Origin of the sequence: Pseudomonas sp. NBRC 111127 (assembly GCF_001320345.1) — a bacterium.
Lineage (GTDB): Bacteria > Pseudomonadota > Gammaproteobacteria > Pseudomonadales > Pseudomonadaceae > Aquipseudomonas > Aquipseudomonas juntendi.
Genome location: NZ_BCBD01000006.1, coordinates 1 through 18,037 on the forward strand (window position 1 = coordinate 1; position 18,037 = coordinate 18,037).

Annotated in this window: 15 protein-coding genes; 12 read left to right on the plus strand and 3 right to left on the minus strand. The window is 63.4% G+C overall.

Annotated features, from left to right (window positions below; genetic code table 11):
- Positions 1-104 precede the first annotated feature (104 nt).
- The 6 genes from gcvH (at position 105) to APH30_RS02235 (ending at position 7,185) form a co-directional block, all read left to right on the plus strand.
- Positions 105-488 carry a glycine cleavage system protein GcvH gene (gcvH, locus tag APH30_RS02210; protein WP_009687031.1) on the plus strand — a complete coding sequence of 128 codons (384 nt, stop codon included), beginning with the start codon at positions 105-107 and terminating at the stop codon, positions 486-488.
- Positions 489-498: 10 nt separating this feature from the next.
- Entirely contained in the window at positions 499-3,354 is a 2,856-nt protein-coding gene (gcvP, locus tag APH30_RS02215; protein ID WP_054911602.1) for an aminomethyl-transferring glycine dehydrogenase, read from the plus strand.
- 156 nt (positions 3,355-3,510) lie between these two features.
- The gene (locus APH30_RS02220) at positions 3,511-4,887 is read left to right on the plus strand and encodes an L-serine ammonia-lyase (protein WP_054911603.1); all 1,377 of its coding nucleotides are present in this window, start codon (positions 3,511-3,513) and stop codon (positions 4,885-4,887) included.
- A gap of 27 nt (positions 4,888-4,914) precedes the next feature.
- On the plus strand, positions 4,915-6,036 hold the full coding sequence (gcvT, locus tag APH30_RS02225) for a glycine cleavage system aminomethyltransferase GcvT (RefSeq protein ID WP_054890558.1): 1,122 nt from the start codon (positions 4,915-4,917) through the stop codon (positions 6,034-6,036).
- A gap of 359 nt (positions 6,037-6,395) precedes the next feature.
- Positions 6,396-6,608 (plus strand): cold-shock protein, encoded by a 213-nt coding sequence (locus tag APH30_RS02230; protein ID WP_003257941.1) that lies wholly within the window; start codon positions 6,396-6,398, stop codon positions 6,606-6,608.
- Between the two features lie 88 nt (positions 6,609-6,696).
- Entirely contained in the window at positions 6,697-7,185 is a 489-nt protein-coding gene (locus APH30_RS02235) for an RDD family protein (protein WP_054911604.1), read from the plus strand.
- Between the two features lie 207 nt (positions 7,186-7,392).
- Here the strand turns inward: APH30_RS02235 and lptG are convergent, their stop codons facing one another.
- Together lptG and lptF are read right to left on the minus strand one after the other, a co-directional pair.
- The gene (lptG, locus tag APH30_RS02240; protein WP_029886777.1) at positions 7,393-8,454 is read right to left on the minus strand and encodes an LPS export ABC transporter permease LptG; all 1,062 of its coding nucleotides are present in this window, start codon (positions 8,452-8,454) and stop codon (positions 7,393-7,395) included.
- Complete coding sequence (gene lptF, locus APH30_RS02245) at positions 8,447-9,562, minus strand: LPS export ABC transporter permease LptF (RefSeq protein ID WP_029886778.1); 1,116 nt, start codon at positions 9,560-9,562, stop codon at positions 8,447-8,449. The genes lptG and lptF overlap by 8 nt, the downstream gene beginning before the upstream one ends.
- A 301-nt stretch (positions 9,563-9,863) precedes the next feature.
- Between lptF and APH30_RS02250 the strand changes: the two genes are divergently transcribed.
- The 5 genes from APH30_RS02250 (at position 9,864) to rlmF (ending at position 16,326) form a co-directional block, all read left to right on the plus strand.
- Positions 9,864-11,357 (plus strand): leucyl aminopeptidase, encoded by a 1,494-nt coding sequence (locus APH30_RS02250; RefSeq protein WP_054911605.1) that lies wholly within the window; start codon positions 9,864-9,866, stop codon positions 11,355-11,357.
- 50 nt (positions 11,358-11,407) lie between these two features.
- A complete protein-coding gene (locus tag APH30_RS02255; RefSeq protein ID WP_054911606.1) occupies positions 11,408-11,836 on the plus strand; it encodes a DNA polymerase III subunit chi in 429 nt (142 codons plus the stop codon).
- Positions 11,837-11,841: 5 nt separating this feature from the next.
- Positions 11,842-12,183: a hypothetical protein gene (locus APH30_RS02260; RefSeq protein ID WP_009687043.1), complete on the plus strand. Its 342-nt coding sequence runs from the start codon at positions 11,842-11,844 to the stop codon at positions 12,181-12,183.
- Between the two features lie 183 nt (positions 12,184-12,366).
- Entirely contained in the window at positions 12,367-15,213 is a 2,847-nt protein-coding gene (locus APH30_RS02265) for a valine--tRNA ligase (protein WP_054911607.1), read from the plus strand.
- A gap of 162 nt (positions 15,214-15,375) precedes the next feature.
- Positions 15,376-16,326, plus strand: a complete 951-nt coding sequence (gene rlmF / locus APH30_RS02270; protein ID WP_054911608.1) for a 23S rRNA (adenine(1618)-N(6))-methyltransferase RlmF — start codon at positions 15,376-15,378, stop codon at positions 16,324-16,326.
- 50 nt (positions 16,327-16,376) lie between these two features.
- Here the strand turns inward: rlmF and APH30_RS02275 are convergent, their stop codons facing one another.
- Positions 16,377-16,658 carry an HU family DNA-binding protein gene (locus tag APH30_RS02275; protein ID WP_003255106.1) on the minus strand — a complete coding sequence of 94 codons (282 nt, stop codon included), beginning with the start codon at positions 16,656-16,658 and terminating at the stop codon, positions 16,377-16,379.
- Positions 16,659-17,028: 370 nt separating this feature from the next.
- Between APH30_RS02275 and yejK the strand changes: the two genes are divergently transcribed.
- Positions 17,029-18,036, plus strand: a complete 1,008-nt coding sequence (gene yejK, locus APH30_RS02280; RefSeq protein ID WP_009687046.1) for a nucleoid-associated protein YejK — start codon at positions 17,029-17,031, stop codon at positions 18,034-18,036.
- Position 18,037: the final 1 nt, after the last annotated feature.

Below are 18,037 nucleotides of genomic sequence, written 5' to 3' on the forward strand. Positions count from 1 at the left end.
TAACTTATTGTTTTATAAGCCTTTTTTGAAATTGGCCGCATTATTGCTATGGGAATCCCGACCCAAGAGCGCGGGCACACCGCGCCCAACGCTGAGGATTCCGCATGAGCGAGTTGCGTTTCACCGAAGATCACGAATGGCTGCGCGTCGAAGCCGATGGCAGTGTCACCGTGGGCATCACCGCCTTCGCCCAGAACGCCCTTGGCGATGTGGTGTTCGTGCAACTGCCCGAGTTGCAGCAGTACGAGAAAGGCAGCGAAGCATCCACCGTCGAGTCGGTGAAAGCTGCCAGCGGCGTGTACATGCCCCTGACCGGCGAGGTGGTCGCAGTCAACGCGCAGCTCGACTCAAGCCCGGAACTGGTCAACGAAGACCCCATGGGCGAAGGCTGGTTCTTCCGCTTCACCCCGGCCAACATCAGCGAAGTCAGCGCCCTGCTCGACCAGGACGCCTATGACCGCCTGATCAAAGCCAACGCTGAAGCCTGAGGACTGCGCCATGACCATCAACCTCAGCACCGCCAACGAATTCATCGCCCGACACATCGGCCCGCGCACCGCCGACGAGCAGGCCATGCTCGCCGCACTCGGTTTCGAATCGCTGGACGCCATGACCGCAGCGGTCATCCCCGACAGCATCAAGGGCACCAGCGTGCTCAGCGCGCACGACGGCCAGAGTGAAGCCGACGCGCTGGCATCACTCAAGGCCATCGCCGGCAAGAACCAGCTGTTCAAGAGCTTCATCGGCCAGGGCTACTACAACACCCACACCCCGGCCCCCATCCTGCGCAACCTGCTGGAAAACCCGGCCTGGTACACCGCCTACACGCCCTACCAGCCGGAAATCTCCCAGGGCCGCCTGGAAGCGTTGCTGAACTTCCAGACCCTGATCAGCGACCTTACCGGCCTGCCGATCGCCAACGCTTCGCTTCTCGACGAAGCGACCGCCGCAGCCGAGGCCATGACCTTCTGCAAGCGCCTGTCGAAGAACAAGACCAGCCACAGCTTCTTCGCGTCGGTGCACTGCCACCCGCAAACCCTGGACGTGCTGCGCACCCGCGCCGAGCCGTTGGGCATCGACGTGGTGGTCGGCGACGAACGCGAGCTGGGCGATGCCAGTGCCTTCTTCGGCGCGCTGCTGCAATACCCGGCCAGCAATGGCGAGGTGTTCGACTACCGTGAAGTGGTGCAGCGCTTCCATGCCGCCAACGCGCTGGTCGCCGTGGCAGCCGACCTGCTGGCCCTGACCCTGCTCACCCCACCGGGTGAGTTCGATGCCGACGTGGCCATCGGCAGCGCCCAGCGCTTTGGCGTGCCCCTGGGCTTCGGCGGCCCACACGCGGCCTACTTCGCCACCCGTGACGCCTTCAAGCGCGACATGCCAGGCCGGCTGGTCGGCGTGTCGATCGATCGCTTCGGCAAGACCGCCCTGCGCCTGGCCATGCAAACCCGCGAGCAGCACATCCGCCGCGAGAAGGCCACCAGCAACATTTGCACCGCCCAGGTGCTGCTGGCCAATATCGCCAGCATGTACGCCGTGTACCACGGCCCGGCCGGCCTCAAGCGCATCGCCGAGCGCACCCACGCGCTGACCGCGGTTCTGGCAGCCGGCCTGAACCGCCTGGGTTTGCAAGTGGTCGGTGCAACAGCCTTCGACACCTTGACCCTGGCCACCGGCACCGCCACTGCCAGCCTGCATGAGCAGGCCCGCGCCCAAGGTATCAACCTGCGCCAGGTCGACGCCGCCCACCTGGGCCTGTCGCTGGACGAAACCAGCACCCAGTCTGACGTGCAGGCCCTGTGGCAACTGTTCGCTGGCAACCAGCCCCTGCCTGACTTCGCCGCGCTGGCCGCCAGCACCGGTTCGCTGCTGCCCGCGGCCCTGCTGCGCCAGTCGGCCATCCTCGAACACCCGGTATTCAACCGATACCACAGCGAAACCGAGCTGATGCGCTACCTGCGCCGCCTGGCCGACAAGGACCTGGCGCTGGACCGCAGCATGATCCCGCTGGGCTCCTGCACCATGAAGCTGAACGCAGCCAGCGAAATGATCCCGGTGACCTGGGCCGAGTTCGGCAACCTGCACCCCTTTGCGCCGGCCGAGCAAAGCCAGGGCTACCTGCAGATGACCACCGAGCTGGAAGCAATGTTGTGCGCTGCTACCGGCTATGATGCCGTGTCGCTGCAGCCCAACGCCGGCTCGCAGGGCGAGTACGCCGGGTTGCTGGCCATACGTGCCTACCACCGCAGCCGTGGCGAAAGCCACCGCGACATCTGCCTGATCCCCTCGTCGGCCCACGGCACCAACCCCGCTACCGCCAACATGGCCGGCATGCGTGTGGTGGTTACCGCCTGTGACGCCCGCGGCAACGTCGATGTCGAGGACCTGCGCGCCAAAGCCATCGAACACCGCGAGCGCCTGGCCGCGATCATGATCACCTACCCATCGACCCACGGCGTGTTCGAAGAAGCGATCGGCGAAATCTGCGCGATCATTCACGACAACGGTGGCCAGGTGTACATCGACGGCGCCAACATGAACGCCATGGTCGGCCTGTGCGCGCCGGGCAAGTTCGGCGGCGACGTGTCGCACCTGAACCTGCACAAGACCTTCTGCATTCCGCACGGTGGCGGCGGCCCGGGGGTGGGCCCGATTGGCGTCAAGTCGCACCTGGCGCCGTTCCTGCCCGGCCATGCGCAGTTGCAAAACACCCAGGGTGCGGTGTGCGCCGCGCCGTTCGGCAGCGCCAGCATTCTGCCGATCACCTGGATGTACATCCGTATGATGGGCGGTGCCGGCCTCAAGCGTGCGTCGCAGATGGCGATCCTCAACGCCAACTACATCGCCCGCCGCCTGGAAGAGCACTATCCTGTCCTGTATAGCGGCGGCAATGGCCTGGTAGCACACGAATGCATCCTCGACCTGCGCCCACTGAAGGACACCAGCGGCATCAGCGTCGACGACGTGGCCAAGCGCCTGATCGACTTCGGCTTCCACGCCCCGACCATGTCCTTCCCGGTGGCCGGCACGCTGATGATCGAACCGACCGAAAGCGAGTCCAAGGAAGAACTGGACCGCTTCTGCAACGCCATGATCCAGATCCGCGCAGAAATCCGCGCGGTCGAGGACGGTAGCCTGGACAAAGACGACAACCCGCTGAAAAACGCCCCGCATACCGCGGCCGAGCTGGTTGGCGAATGGGCCCACGGTTACAGCCGCGAGCAGGCGGTGTACCCGCTGCCTGGCCTGGTGGAAGGCAAGTACTGGCCACCGGTCGGCCGCGTCGACAACGTATTCGGCGACCGCAACCTGGTGTGCGCCTGCCCGTCGATCGAGAGCTATCAGGACGCCTGATCCGGCTCGCCGGCTCCCACAAGGGCTCCACTGCCTGCAAGGGTTGTGCTGCACCTGTAAGAAGCCTGCTCTCACGGGAACGTCGTACCTGTGGGCGCTGGCTTGCCGGCGATCGAGTGCGCAGCACTCGCCTTTTCTTTCTGGAGGGAACGAGCAATGGCTCTGAGCGTCTTCGACCTGTTCAAGATCGGCATCGGCCCCTCCAGTTCCCACACCGTCGGCCCGATGCGCGCCGCTGCGCGGTTTGCCGAAGGGCTGCGCCGTGATGGCCTGCTGGCCAAAACGGCCAGCGTCAAGGCCGAGCTGTATGGCTCACTGGGGGCCACCGGCAAAGGCCACGGCAGTGACAAGGCCGTGTTGCTCGGCCTTGAAGGCGAACAGCCGGACACCCTCGATACCGACAGCATCCCCGCCCGCCTGCAGGCCATCCGCAGCAGTGGCAAGCTCAAGCTGCTGGGCGAGCACACCATTGCCTTCAATGAAAAGCAGCACCTGGCAATGATCCGCAAGCCACTGGACTACCACCCCAACGGCATGATCTTCCGCGCATTCGACAACGCCGGCCTTCAAATCCGCAGCCGCGAGTACTACTCGGTGGGCGGCGGCTTCGTGGTTGACGAAGCCGCCGCCGGCCACGACCGCATTGTCGAGGACAGCACCGCCCTGGCCTACCCGTTCACCACCGCCAAACAGCTGCTCGGCCACTGCACCACGCACAACCTGGCGGTCAGCCAGGTAATGCTGGCCAACGAGCAGGCCTGGCGCCCAGAGGCAGAAACCCGCGCCGGGCTGCTGCGCATCTGGCAAGTGATGCAGGACTGCGTCGAAGCCGGCTGCCAGCATGAGGGCATTCTGCCGGGTGGGCTCAAGGTCAGGCGCCGGGCACCGGCACTGTACCGCCAGCTCAGCCGGCACCCGGAGGCCAGCCTGCGCGATGCCCTGTCGGTACTGGACTGGGTGAACCTGTATGCGCTGGCTGTGAACGAGGAAAACGCCTATGGCGGGCGGGTGGTCACCGCGCCCACCAATGGCGCCGCCGGTATCGTCCCCGCGGTGCTGCACTACTACATGCGCTTCGTGCCCGGTGCCAGCGAAGACGGGGTGGTGCGTTTTCTGCTCACGGCTGCGGCCATCGGCATCCTGTACAAGGAAAACGCCTCCATCTCCGGTGCCGAGGTGGGCTGCCAGGGCGAAGTCGGGGTGGCCTGCTCGATGGCTGCCGGGGCGCTGTGCGAGGTGATGGGCGGCAGTGTGCAGCAAGTGGAGAACGCCGCCGAAATCGGCATGGAACACAACCTGGGGCTGACCTGCGACCCCATTGGCGGGCTGGTCCAGGTGCCCTGCATCGAGCGCAACGCCATGGGCTCGGTAAAGGCGATCAATGCGGTGCGCATGGCCTTGCGCGGCGACGGGCAGCACCACGTATCGCTCGACAAGGTCATCCGTACCATGCGCCAGACCGGCGCCGACATGAAAAGCAAATACAAAGAGACCGCCCGTGGCGGCCTGGCCGTCAACATCATCGAGTGTTGACCCACTAACGAAAGCAAGGAGTCACCGATGTCCGAAACACTGCTCAAGACCCCACTGCATGCCTTGCACCTGGAGCTGGGGGCGCGCATGGTGCCGTTCGCGGGCTATGACATGCCGGTGCAGTACCCGCTGGGCGTCCTCAAGGAGCACCTGCATACCCGTGAACAGGCCGGCCTGTTCGATGTGTCGCACATGGGCCAGATCATCCTGCACGGTGCCAACGCTGCCAAAGCCCTTGAAAGCCTGGTGCCGGTAGACATCATCGACCTGCCAGTGGGCATGCAGCGCTATGCCATGTTCACCGATGCGCAAGGCGGCATTCTTGACGATCTGATGGTCGCCAACCTGGGCGACGACAAGCTGTTCCTGGTGGTCAACGCGGCCTGCAAGGCGCAGGACCTGGCTCACCTGCAAGCGCAGATCGGCAACGCCTGCGACGTGCAGCCGCTGTTCGAGGCGCGTGCGCTGCTGGCCCTGCAGGGCCCGGCGGCAGCGCGTGTACTCGCGCGCCTGGCGCCGGAAGTGGCCAACATGACCTTCATGCAGTTGCGGGGGGTAAAACTGCTGGGCGAAGACTGCTTCGTCAGCCGCTCGGGCTACACCGGCGAAGATGGCTACGAGATCTCGGTGCCGGCCGGCGCCGCCGAAGCCTTGGCCCGCCGCCTGCTGGCCGAACCGGAAGTACAGCCGATCGGGCTGGGTGCCCGTGATTCGCTGCGCCTGGAAGCCGGCCTGTGCCTGTATGGCCACGACATGAACGGCGAAACCACCCCGGTCGAGGCCAGCTTGCTGTGGGCGATTTCCAAGGTGCGCCGCGCCGACGGCCAGCGCGCGGGTGGGTTCCCGGGCGCCGAGGCCATCTTCACCCAGCAGCGCGACGGTGTGGCACGCAAACGCGTCGGCCTGTTGCCGCAAGAGCGCACGCCTGTACGCGAAGGCGCGGACATTGTCGATGCCAACGATAAACTGGTCGGCAAAGTGTGCAGCGGCGGTTTTGGCCCGACACTTGGGGCGCCCGTTGCAATGGGTTATATCGATAGTGAACATGCGGCAATCGACACCGCGCTATTTGCCGTGGTCCGTGGCAAGAAGGTGGCCTTGAAAGTCAGCAAAATGCCTTTCGTGGCGCAACGTTACTACCGAGGGTGAATCGGCTTTGTAAAGGTTGCGGGCAGGCGTGGCATATTCGTTTCCGAACCCTGCCCGGTAACTTTTGAACATGGCGCCAGGCCAGCCACCATGCCGTTTGCACGACGGTGATCGGTGCGTGAAAAAAGGCCCGTTTTTCTGCATGGCCGAGGGCTTGTTTTTCGCTCGGGAGTTGGCGTAGAGTCATTCCACTGTGTTTGCATGGGTCGCAATAGTTCGTGACCTGGGCCAGTAGCCAAGCGTTGCTACAACCCGTTCGACGTCTCTTACTTTCCTGCAACCCAGCCCAGTAATCTTTCGCTTACACAACGTGCGAAAGTAACTGTCATCAAAATTCGAGCTCCATAGGAAATAAGACAATGGCTGAACGTCAGAACGGTACCGTCAAGTGGTTCAATGACGAAAAAGGTTACGGTTTCATCACCCCAGAAAGCGGTCCGGATCTGTTCGTGCACTTCCGCGCAATCGAAGGCAACGGCTTCAAGAGCCTGAAAGAAGGCCAAAAGGTCACTTTCGAGGCCGTGCAGGGCCAGAAAGGCATGCAAGCGGACAAAGTCCAGGTTGCAGGCTAAGCCGAACCCGACTGCAAAAGCCCCTGCCAAGTGCAGGGGCTTTTTTTTGCCCGTAGAATAGCGGCTTCATCTTCTGGAGCCGTTTTGCATGTCCAAACCTTTGCTCATACCCCAGGGTGATTTTCCGCCGGTCGGCCTGGGCCGACGCCTGGCGGCGATGTTCTACGACTTCCTGTTGTGCACCGCGCTGCTGATCGTGACGGCTGGGGCCTACAAGATGATCCAGATGGCGATCATTGGCGAAGCCCGCATGCGCGAGCTGACCGAGGCAGGCGCACTGGACGGCGACCCGTTGCTGTCCACGGTGCTGCTGTTCGCCTTGTTCGGCTTTTTCGCCAAGTTCTGGACCCACGGCGGGCAGACGCTGGGCATGCAGGTGTGGGGCGTGCGGGTACAGAACGCAGATGGTTCGGCGATCAGCCTGTGGCAGGCACTGCTGCGCTTTGTGGTGTCGATCGCGTCGTGGTTGTGCCTGGGGCTAGGTTTCTTCTGGGCGCTGATCGACAAACGCAAGCGGGGCTGGCATGACATCTATTCCGAAAGCCAGCTGGTGCGTGTGCCGAAACAGAAGAAATAGAAAGGCCAGGCCCCGATGAAAAAGCCGACCTAGGGTTAATGCCTGTCAGTTAAGTAATTTGGGGCCGCTTTGCGACCCTTCGCGGGCACGCCCGCTCCCACAGGGGATCGCGCAGCGCCAAGCGTGTAGGAGCGGGCGTGCCCGCGAAGGGCTGCAAAGCAGCCCCAGTAACGCTTAACAGACAAGCATTATCTCCAGCTCAGGCCATTACCCCGCCCGGCGCAGCAACCACACACCAGCCAGGGCACAAATGCCCGCCGGGATGACCACCGCCAGCAAGGGCGGGAAACCGAACACCTGGCTCGAAGGCCCGAGCAGGTCCTGGCCGATGCGGAATACGAAGCCCACCAGCACGCCGGTGAACACCCGCTGGCCCAAGGTCACCGAGCGCAGCGGGCCGAAGATGAACGAAATGGCCATCAACACCAGTGCCGCAGTCACCATCGGCTGCAGGACCTTGGTCCAGAACGCCAGCCAGTAACGGGCGTTGTTCAGGCCCTGGTCGGACAGGTAGTGGATGTAGTCCCACAGGCCGGTGATCGACAGCGACTCCGGCGCCAGGATCACGGTGTTCAGCAATTGCGGGGTCAGCGACACGTCCCAGCGCTCGGTGGGGGCCTTCACCACCTCGGTGTGGTCCCCGCGGAAGAAGGTCGTGCTGACGTCGCTGAGCAACCAGTGATCGTCGGTGTATTGGGCACGCCGGGCAAAGCTCGACGTCTGGATCTTGCGCTCGCTGTCGAAGCGGTAGCGGGTCACGCCGAGCAACAAGCCGTTGGGCTGTACGGCGTTGATGTGCACGAACTCCTCGCCCTGGCGATGCCACATGCCACGCTTGGAGCTCTGCGCCTCGCCCCCACCCTGGGCCAGCGAGCGGTCAGCCTGGGCCTTGTTCTCGGTGACCGGCGCCACGTATTCGCCAATCAGCAGGCCGACCAGCATCAGCACCAGCATGGGCTTCATCACCGCCCAGACGATACGCCCGATGGACACACCGGCCGCACGCATGATGGTCAGTTCGCTGCTGCTGGCCAGGCTACCCAGGCCAATCAGGCAGCCGATCAGCGCAGCCATGGGCAGCATTTCGTACAGCCGCCGTGGCGCGGTGAGCAAGACGTAGTAACCGGCTTGCATCACCGTGTAGGTGTCGCTCAGGTCGCCCATCTCATCGATGAACGCGAACAACGAGGCCAGGCCGAGGATGATCCCCAGCACTGCCAGGATGGCCAGCAGCACGCTCTGGCCGATGTAGCGGTCGAGCTTAGCCATGGGCCACCTCCGCACGGCGGGCGGCACGCTTGAGGCGCAATGGCTCCCAGTACATCAGGCCAAGGCCGATGAGCAGGAACAGCCCGTGGACCCACCACATGCCCAGGGCAATCGGCAACTTGCCCTTCTCCAGGGCGCCACGTACGGAAATCAGCATTGTCAGGTAGGCCATGTACAGAAGAATTGCCGGCAGCAACTTGAGGAAGCGGCCCTGGCGCGGGTTGACCCGCGACAGCGGCACCGCCAGCAGGGTCACCACGAAGACCAGGATCGGCAATGACAGCCGCCATTGCAGTTCGGCGCGTTCGCGCAGGTCGGTCTTGCCGAACAGGTCGAGGGTCGGAATGGCCTCGCGCTCGGTCACTTCCTCGGCCACTTCCGGCTTGGGCAGCAACACGCCATAGGTGTCGTACTTGATGGCCCGGTAGTCGGCCTGGCCGGGGTTACCGTCGTAGCGGTAGCCGTTTTCCAGCACCAGGTAACGGTTGCCATCGGCCTGGATCTCCTGGTGGCCCTTTTCCGCCACCAGCACCGACGGCGCACGGTCCTTGGTCTTGTCCTGATTGAAGCGTTTCTCGGAGATGAACACGCCACCGAGCTTGACGCGGTCGTCCGACAGTTGCTCGGTGTAGGTGACCCGCGAGCCGTCACGCAGCATCTGGAAACGGCCTGGCACCAAGGTGTCGAACTCGGTCAGGGTGTCCTGCTGGGCGATGATCTGCTGCACCTGGGCCACGCCCAGTGGCGCCAGGCTCAGGCTCAGCCAGGCCACCAGCAGCGCCACCAGTGCGGCCGGCGCCATGGTCATGCCCAGCAGGCGCTGCTGGCTCATGCCAGTGGCCGAGAGCACGGTCATTTCGCTTTCCAGGTACAGGCGGCCGTACGCCAGCAGAATGCCGAGGAACAGCCCCAAGGGCAGGATCAGCTGCAGGAAACCCGGCAGGCGGAAACCCATGATCAGGAACAATACGCCCGGGTCGAGCACGCCCTGGGCGGCCTGGGCCAGGTACTTGATGAAGCGCCCACTCATGATGATCACCAGCAGCACGGCGCTGACGGCGCTCAAGGTCACCAGGACCTCGCGGGACAGATAACGAAAGACGATCAAACCAGACACTCCTGGGTTGTCAGGGCGGACTGCCATGCAATGGCGCCAAACAATGACTTAGTACATCCAAGACCAATGCCGGTTCGCCAAAGGCGAACCTCCATGTAAAGTGCGCGCATTATCCTGTGATTGGCTGCGCCTGTCACTTGGCGGCGCGTGAAGGCGCACAACGGGGTTGTCAGCACGCGGGCCGCAGGCTCAAACTGGCAGCTTTTCCGCTGGCGCGCGACGACGCGGCCAGGCCCGTCCAGAGCGCTGCAATGTACAGCGCCATTTGTATCGATCATTCGGGGACCCTGACATGGAACTGGTTGTAAAAAGCGTAGCTGCTGCATCGGTAAAAACCGCCACCCTGGTCATTGCAGTCGGTGAAAATCGCAAACTTGGCGCGGTGGCCAAGGCCGTCGACCAGGCCACCGAGGGTGCCATCAGCGCGGTACTCAAGCGCGGTGACCTGGCCGGCAAACCGGGCCAGACCTTGCTGCTGCACAACCTCCCGGGCCTCAAGGCCGAACGCGTCCTGCTGGTCGGCAGTGGCAAGGACGAAGCCCTGGGTGACCGCGCCTGGCGCAAGCTGGTCGCCAGCGTCGCCGGTGTGCTCAAGGGGCTCAACGGCGCCGATGCCGTGCTGGCCCTGGACGATATCGCCGTCAGCAACCGCGATGCCCATTACGGCAAGTACCGACTGCTGGCCGAAACCCTGCAGGACGGCGAATACGTGTTCGACCGTTTCAAGAGCCAGAAGGTCGAGCCGCGCGCACTGAAAAAAGTCACCCTGCTGGCAGACAAGGCCGGCCAGGCCGACGTCGAGCGCGCGGTGAAGCACGCCAGCGCCATCGCCACCGGCATGGCGTTCACCCGCGACCTGGGCAACCTGCCACCGAACCTGTGCCACCCGAGCTTCCTTGCCGAGCAGGCCAAGGACCTGGGCAAGGCGCACAAGGCACTGAAGGTCGAAGTGCTCGACGAGAAGAAGATCAAGGACCTGGGCATGGGCGCCTTCTACGCCGTGGGCCAGGGCAGCGACCAGCCGCCACGCCTGATCGTGCTCAACTACCAGGGCGGCAAGAAGGCCGACAAGCCCTTCGTGCTGGTAGGTAAAGGCATCACCTTCGACACCGGCGGCATCAGCCTGAAACCCGGCGCCGGCATGGACGAAATGAAGTACGACATGTGCGGTGCCGCCAGCGTCATGGGCACCCTGCGTGCGGTGCTGGAACTGCAACTGCCCATCAACCTGGTCTGCCTGCTGGCCTGCGCCGAGAACATGCCAAGTGGCGGCGCCACCCGCCCAGGTGACATCGTCACCACCATGAGCGGCCAGACCGTGGAAATCCTCAACACCGACGCCGAAGGCCGCCTAGTGCTGTGCGATACCCTGACCTACGCCGAGCGTTTCAAGCCACAGGCGGTGATCGACGTCGCTACCCTGACAGGCGCCTGCATCGTTGCCCTGGGCAGCCACACCTCCGGCCTGATGGGCAACGACGACGACCTGGTCGGGCAATTGCTCGACGCCGGCAAGCGCGCAGACGACCGCGCCTGGCAACTGCCGCTGTTCGACGAGTACCAGGAACAACTGGACAGCCCGTTCGCCGACATGGGCAACATCGGCGGGCCGAAGGCCGGCACCATCACCGCAGGTTGCTTCCTGTCGCGTTTCGCCAAGGCCTACAACTGGGCGCACATGGACATCGCTGGTACGGCGTGGGTCAGCGGCGGCAAGGACAAGGGCGCCACGGGTCGCCCGGTGCCGCTGCTGACCCAGTACCTGCTGGACCGCGCTGGCGCCTGAGGCCATGACGCCGGTGGTGCCTGGCGCGCCACCGGCCGGCCATACCGACCATGAGCAAAGTCGACTTCTATATCCTGCCTACCGACTCGCTGTCGGCGCGGCTCGATTTCGCCTGCAAACTGTGTGAAAAGGCCTGGCGCCTTGGCCACCGGGTCTACCTGCATTGCCAGGATGCCGAGCAACGCGACGAACTGGACCTGCGCCTGTGGCGCTTCAAAGGCGAAGCCTTCGTGCCCCACGACCTGGCCGAGGTGCATGCCGATGCCGGCGTGGCCCTGGGCCTGGCGGAACACGCCGGTGACCATAACGACCTGCTGATCAACCTGGGCGCCAGCGTGCCGGGCTTTGTCGGCCAGTTCGAGCGGGTGGCGGAAATCGTCGTCGAGGCGCCCGACATTCGCCAATCGGCGCGAGAGCGATTCCGTTTCTACCGTGAACAGGGCTATGCTCTGCAAGACCACCGCTTACAGCGACTTTGACGACGATGGACAAGCACTCCCCCCTGCCCGACTCGGCTCATCTACTCGACGACCTTGAGTCGATCCGCCAGTTGCTCGGCGATGCCGACCTGCAACCTCCCCTGCTGACCGAAACGGTCGAGCAACTTCCGTTGTTGCCGGACGCGCCGGTTACCGAAGCGGCTGCGCCCGAAGAAGATCCGCAGACGCGCCGCCAGGACACCCTGCTGCACCTGGAGAGTGAGCTGCGCGCCGCGGCGCAGATGATCATGCAGGACGTGATCAACGACTTTACCCCGCATATCGAGAACGAAATCAAGCGCCGGCTGGATGCGCGCATCGAGCGGTTGATCAAGCGTTCCGAGTAAAACCGCACATCGGTGTGCCTGCTTCGCGGGCATGCCCGCTCCTACAGGGACCTCAACGCCTGTGGTGGGCTTGTTGCAGCAGGCAACACAGTTCCGACAGTTGTCAGCAGCTTGTCGCCTGCGGCCCCCAGCTTGGTTATACTTCCCGGCTTTCCCGAATAAATGCACAGGGTCCCGCCGCGCATGGATAAGACCTACCAGCCGCACGCCATCGAAACTTCCTGGTACAACACCTGGGAGTCCGAGAACTATTTCGCTCCACAAGGTGCAGGCGAGTCCTACACCATCATGATCCCGCCGCCGAACGTCACCGGCAGCCTGCACATGGGCCACGGCTTCAACAACGCGATCATGGATGCCCTGATCCGTTTCCGCCGCATGCAAGGCCGCGACACCCTGTGGCAGCCAGGCACCGACCACGCCGGTATCGCCACCCAGATGCTGGTCGAGCGCCAACTCGAGGCCAAGGGCCAGAACCGGCATGATCTGGGCCGCGAGAAGTTCCTGGAGAAGGTCTGGGAATGGAAGGATCAGTCCGGCGGCAATATCAGCCGGCAAATCCGCCGCCTGGGCTCGTCGGTGGACTGGAGCCGCGAGCGCTTCACCATGGACGACGGCCTGTCCGAAGCGGTCAAGGAAGCCTTCGTGCGCCTGCACGAAGATGGCCTGATCTACCGCGGCAAGCGCCTGGTCAACTGGGACACCAAGCTGCACACGGCCATCTCCGACCTCGAAGTGGAAAACCACGACGAAAAAGGCCACCTGTGGAACCTACGCTACCCGCTGGCCGATGGCGCCAAGACCGCCGAAGGCCAGGATTACCTGGTGGTTGCCACTACCCGCCCGGAAACCCTGCTGGGCGACGCCGCCGTGGCGGTCAACCCGAATGACGAACGCTACCAGGCACTGATCGGCAAGTACGTCGAGCTGCCGCTGGTGGGCCGCCGCATTCCGATCATCGCCGACGACTACTGCGACCCGGCGTTCGGCACCGGCTGCGTGAAGATCACCCCAGCCCACGACTTCAACGACTATGAAGTCGGCAAGCGGCACAACCTGCCGCTGCTGAACATCTTCGACAAGAATGCCGTCGTGCTGGCCAACGCCCAGGCCTTCAACCTCGACGGCAGCGTCAACGAGCAGGTCGACACCCAGTTGCCGGCGCAGTACGCCAACCTCGACCGCTTCGTGGCGCGCAAACAGATCGTGGCCGACCTGGACGCCCAGGGCCTGCTGGTCAGCATCGACGACCACGCCCTGAAAGTGCCGAAAGGCGACCGTTCCGGTACCGTGATCGAGCCCTGGCTGACCGACCAGTGGTACGTGTCCACCAAGCCGCTGGCAGAGCCTGCCATTGCTGCCGTGGAAGACGGTCGCATCCAGTTCGTGCCCAAGCAGTACGAGAACATGTACTTCTCGTGGATGCGCGACATCCAGGACTGGTGCATCAGCCGCCAGCTGTGGTGGGGCCATCGCATTCCGGCGTGGTACGACGAGGCCGGCCAGGTCTACGTTGGCCGCAACGAGCAGGAAGTGCGCGCCAAGCACCAACTGGGCGCCGATGTGGTGTTGCGCCAGGACGACGACGTGCTCGACACCTGGTTCAGCTCGGGCCTGTGGACCTTCTCTACCCTGGGCTGGCCGGAGCAGACCGAATTCCTCAAGAAGTTCCACTCCACCGACGTGCTGGTGACGGGCTTCGACATCATCTTCTTCTGGGTTGCGCGCATGATCATGCTGACCATGCACCTGATCAAGAACGAGGATGGCACCCCGCAGGTTCCGTTCAAGACCGTGTACGTGCACGGCCTGGTGCGTGATGGCCAGGGCCAGAAGATGTCCAAGTCCAAGGGCAACGTGCTGGACCCGCTGGACATCGTCGACGGCATCACCCTCGACGCCCTGCTGGAAAAACGTACCAGCGGCATGATGCAGCCCAAGCTGGCCGAGAAAATCGCCAAGCAGACCAAGGCCGAATTCCCCGAAGGCATCGCCAGCTACGGCACCGACGCCTTGCGCTTCACCTTCTGCTCGCTGGCTTCCACAGGCCGCGACATCAAGTTCGACATGGGCCGCGTCGAAGGCTATCGCAACTTCTGCAACAAGATCTGGAACGCTGCCCGCTACGTGCTGGACAAGGGTGAGGATTGTGGCCAGAACGGCGAGGCCTATGAGCTGTCCCTGGCTGACCGCTGGATCATCTCGCAGCTGCAGCGCACCGAAGCCGAAGTGACCCGCCAGCTGGAGCAGTTCCGCTTCGACCTGGCCAGCCAGGCGCTGTACGAGTTCATCTGGAACCAGTACTGCGACTGGTACCTGGAGCTGTCCAAGCCTGTGCTGTGGGACGAAAATGCCCCGGTCGAGCGCGCCCGCGGCACCCGCCGCACCCTGGTGCGCGTGCTGGAAGTGGCGCTGCGCCTGGCACACCCGTTCATGCCCTTCATCACCGAGGAAATCTGGCAGCGCATCGCACCGCTGGCCGGTATCGAAGGCAAGACCATCATGCTGCAGCCATGGCCGGTGGCCAATGAAAGCCGCATCGATGCTGCCGCCGAAGGTGATATCGAATGGCTGAAAGAGCTGATGGTCGGCCTGCGCAACATCCGCGCCGAAATGAACATTGGCCCGGGCAAGCCGCTGCCGCTGTTCCTGAAGAACGCCAACGCCGACGACCAGCGCCGCCTGCATGAGAACGAAGCCTTGCTGAAGAAGCTGGCCAAGGTCGAATCGTTCACCGTGCTGAGCGATGCCGAAGAAGCACCGCTTTCGGCTACTGCGCTGGTGGGTGACCTGCAAGTGCTGGTACCGATGGCCGGGCTGATCGACAAGGATGCCGAGCTGGCGCGCCTGAACAAGGAAATTCAGCGCCTGCAGGGCGAAGTGGCACGCGTGGGTGGCAAGCTGTCCAACGCTGCCTTCGTCGACAAGGCCCCGCCTGCGGTGATCGAGAAGGAGCGCGCCAAGCTGGCCGAGTCCGAACAGGCCCTGGCCAACTTCACCGAGCAGCACGCGCGCATTGCAGCGCTGTGACAACCTGATAGACCGCTGGGGCCGCTGTGCGGCCCTTTCGCGACACAAGGCCGCCCCTACAGGACGGTGCCGGTTTCACAGGCGCCGCTATCCTTTAGGGGCGGCCTTGTGTCGCGATAGGGCTGCAGAGCAGCCCCAAGGCCTGCAACACCGGACCCCGCCATGACCGACAAACCTACCCTGCACCCGCGCAACCTGCACCAGGGGCGCTACGACTTCCCCAGCCTGATCAAGGCCCACCCTGACCTGGCCCGCTTTACCATTACCAACCCCCACGGCAAACCCAGCATCGACTTCGCCAACCCCGAAGCCGTAAGGGTATTCAACCGTGCCCTGCTCAAGGCCCAATACGGCATCCAGCACTGGGATATCCCCGCCGACTACCTGTGCCCGCCCATTCCCGGCCGCGCCGACTACATCCACGTAGCCGCGGATCTGCTGGCCACGGACAACGCGGGGGAAATTCCCAAGGGCGCCCAGGTACGCGCGCTGGACATCGGCGTGGGTGCCAACTGCATTTACCCGCTGCTGGGTCACAGCGACTACCGCTGGCGCTTTCTCGGCTCGGATATCGACCCGGTAGCCCTGGCCTCGGCCAAGGCCATCGTCCAGGCCAACGGCCTGGGCAAGGCCATTGCCCTGCGCCAGCAGGCGAACCGGGGCCATATCCTCAGCGGTCTGTTGCAGCCAGAGGAGCGTTTCGACCTGACCCTGTGCAACCCACCCTTCCACGCCTCCCGCGACGAAGCCACCCGCGGTAGCCAACGCAAGTGGAAGAACCTGGGCAAGCAGGACCCCAAACGCAAGCTGCCGCTGTTGAACTTTGGTGGCCAGAACAATGAATTGTGGTGCGAGGGTGGCGAAATCCGCTTTGTCACCCAACTGGTGAGCGAAAGCGTGCAGTACGCCGGCAGCGTGTTGTGGTTCACCAGCCTGGTGTCAAAGGCCAGCAACCTGCCGGGCATAGAGGCTGCACTGAAGAAGGCCGGTGCCAAGGCCGTACGTGTCGTCGAAATGGGCCAGGGCCAGAAGCAGAGCCGCATGGTTGCCTGGAGCTTCCACGACGAAGCGGCACGCCAGGGCTGGTACGCCCAGGGCCGATCACAGGCATGAAAAAACCGCGCCCGGGCAAGCCGGGCGCGGTTTCGTCAAAGCAGCAACAATTACTTGTTGATAGCGTCGGTCAGCACTTTGGCTGGCACGAACTTGACGACTTTCTTGGCAGCGATTTCGATGGCAGCGCCAGTCGAAGGGTTGCGGCCAGTGCGGGCAGGACGCTCCGAGACTTTCAGCTTGCCGATACCTGGCAGGGTGATTTCAGCGCCGTTTTCCAGCTGGTCAGCAACGATCTGGCCCAGTTGCTCCAGTGCGTTCTTGGCGGTGGCTTTCGGCGCGGCGATCGACTCGGCGATGTCGGCAATCAGTTGGTCTTTGGTCAATGCCATGGTGGTGTTCCTTCCCTATCAAATTCGATGGTTATGCAGCGAACGACGACGTTATCGGGCCAGCCCCTTGTAGTGGAGGGCCGCGCCAATTGGGTATGTAGATACTCAAATCGGCGTTTGGTTCGACACGACGGCAGCGCGCTGCCAGCAATGCGCCACGCGTGGGGCGCAAGACCGCGCAAAGCTACCACAGGAGTGGATAAATATCCGCAGCGTACTTCGATTAAATGCAGGTTTTTCAGGGGTTTTGGCTTAAAACGTACAAAAATGAACAAAAAACGAACAACCGGCATTTCGGCCAACATCCGGCCACTGCACCACTGGGTGTCTGGGTTAAACTTGGCGACTTTTGCAGCTCGCCGAGAATTTCATGCCTATCCGTCATTGCATCGTTCACCTGATCGACAAGAAGCCTGATGGCAGCCCCGCCGTGCTGCACGCCCGCGATAGCGAACTGGCGGCTTCCGACGCCATCGAAAACCTGCTGGCAGACCTCAACGACAGCTACAACGCCAAGCAAGGCAAGGCCTGGGGCTTCTTCCACGGCGAGTCGGGGGCCTACCCGCTCAGCGGCTGGCTGAAGCAGTACCTGGAAGGCGACACAGACTTTACCGCCTTCAGCCGCCAGGCCGTGGAACACCTGCAGAAGCTGATGGAGGAGTCCAACCTGTCCACCGGCGGTCACGTGCTGTTTGCCCATTACCAACAGGGCATGACCGAATACCTGGCCATCGCCCTGCTGCACCACAGTGAAGGCGTGGCGGTGAATGCCGAACTCGACGTCACCCCATCCCGTCACCTTGACCTGGGCCAGTTGCACCTGGCGGCGCGCATCAACCTGTCCGAGTGGAAGAACAACCAGAACTCCAAGCAGTACATCTCGTTCATCAAGGGCAAGAACGGCAAGAAAGTCTCGGACTATTTCCGCGACTTCATTGGCTGCCAGGAAGGTGTCGACGGCCCGGGTGAAACCCGCACCCTGCTCAAGGCTTTCAGCGACTTCGTCGAGAGCGAAGACTTGCCGGAAGCATCCGCCCGCGAAAAGACCCAGACGCTGGTCGAGTACGCCACTACCCAGACCAAACTGGGTGAACCGGTGACGCTGGAAGAGCTGTCCAGCCTGATAGACGAAGACCGGCCCAAGGCGTTCTACGACCATATCCGCAACAAGGACTACGGCTTGTCGCCGGAGATTCCGGCGGATAAACGCACCCTCAACCAGTTCCGTCGCTTTACCGGGCGTGCCGAGGGGCTGTCGATCAGCTTCGAGGCGCACCTGCTGGGCGACAAGGTGGAGTATGACGAGGCCGCCGGCACCCTGATCATCAAGGGACTGCCGACCACCCTGGTGGACCAGCTGAAGCGACGCAAGGACTGAC

What these genes read in the sequence shown, in the direction of transcription:
- yejK (WP_009687046.1), top strand. Translation starts at nt 17,029, where the DNA reads ATGCCTATCCGTCATTGCATCGTTCACCTGATCGACAAGAAGCCTGAT.
- APH30_RS02235 (WP_054911604.1), top strand. Translation starts at nt 6,697, where the DNA reads ATGTCCAAACCTTTGCTCATACCCCAGGGTGATTTTCCGCCGGTCGGC.
- gcvH (WP_009687031.1), top strand. Translation starts at nt 105, where the DNA reads ATGAGCGAGTTGCGTTTCACCGAAGATCACGAATGGCTGCGCGTCGAA.
- APH30_RS02220 (WP_054911603.1), top strand. Translation starts at nt 3,511, where the DNA reads ATGGCTCTGAGCGTCTTCGACCTGTTCAAGATCGGCATCGGCCCCTCC.
- gcvP (WP_054911602.1), top strand. Translation starts at nt 499, where the DNA reads ATGACCATCAACCTCAGCACCGCCAACGAATTCATCGCCCGACACATC.
- APH30_RS02275 (WP_003255106.1), bottom strand. Translation starts at nt 16,658, where the DNA reads ATGGCATTGACCAAAGACCAACTGATTGCCGACATCGCCGAGTCGATC.
- lptG (WP_029886777.1), bottom strand. Translation starts at nt 8,454, where the DNA reads ATGGCTAAGCTCGACCGCTACATCGGCCAGAGCGTGCTGCTGGCCATC.
- APH30_RS02230 (WP_003257941.1), top strand. Translation starts at nt 6,396, where the DNA reads ATGGCTGAACGTCAGAACGGTACCGTCAAGTGGTTCAATGACGAAAAA.
- APH30_RS02250 (WP_054911605.1), top strand. Translation starts at nt 9,864, where the DNA reads ATGGAACTGGTTGTAAAAAGCGTAGCTGCTGCATCGGTAAAAACCGCC.
- APH30_RS02265 (WP_054911607.1), top strand. Translation starts at nt 12,367, where the DNA reads ATGGATAAGACCTACCAGCCGCACGCCATCGAAACTTCCTGGTACAAC.
- APH30_RS02260 (WP_009687043.1), top strand. Translation starts at nt 11,842, where the DNA reads ATGGACAAGCACTCCCCCCTGCCCGACTCGGCTCATCTACTCGACGAC.
- APH30_RS02255 (WP_054911606.1), top strand. Translation starts at nt 11,408, where the DNA reads ATGAGCAAAGTCGACTTCTATATCCTGCCTACCGACTCGCTGTCGGCG.
- gcvT (WP_054890558.1), top strand. Translation starts at nt 4,915, where the DNA reads ATGTCCGAAACACTGCTCAAGACCCCACTGCATGCCTTGCACCTGGAG.
- rlmF (WP_054911608.1), top strand. Translation starts at nt 15,376, where the DNA reads ATGACCGACAAACCTACCCTGCACCCGCGCAACCTGCACCAGGGGCGC.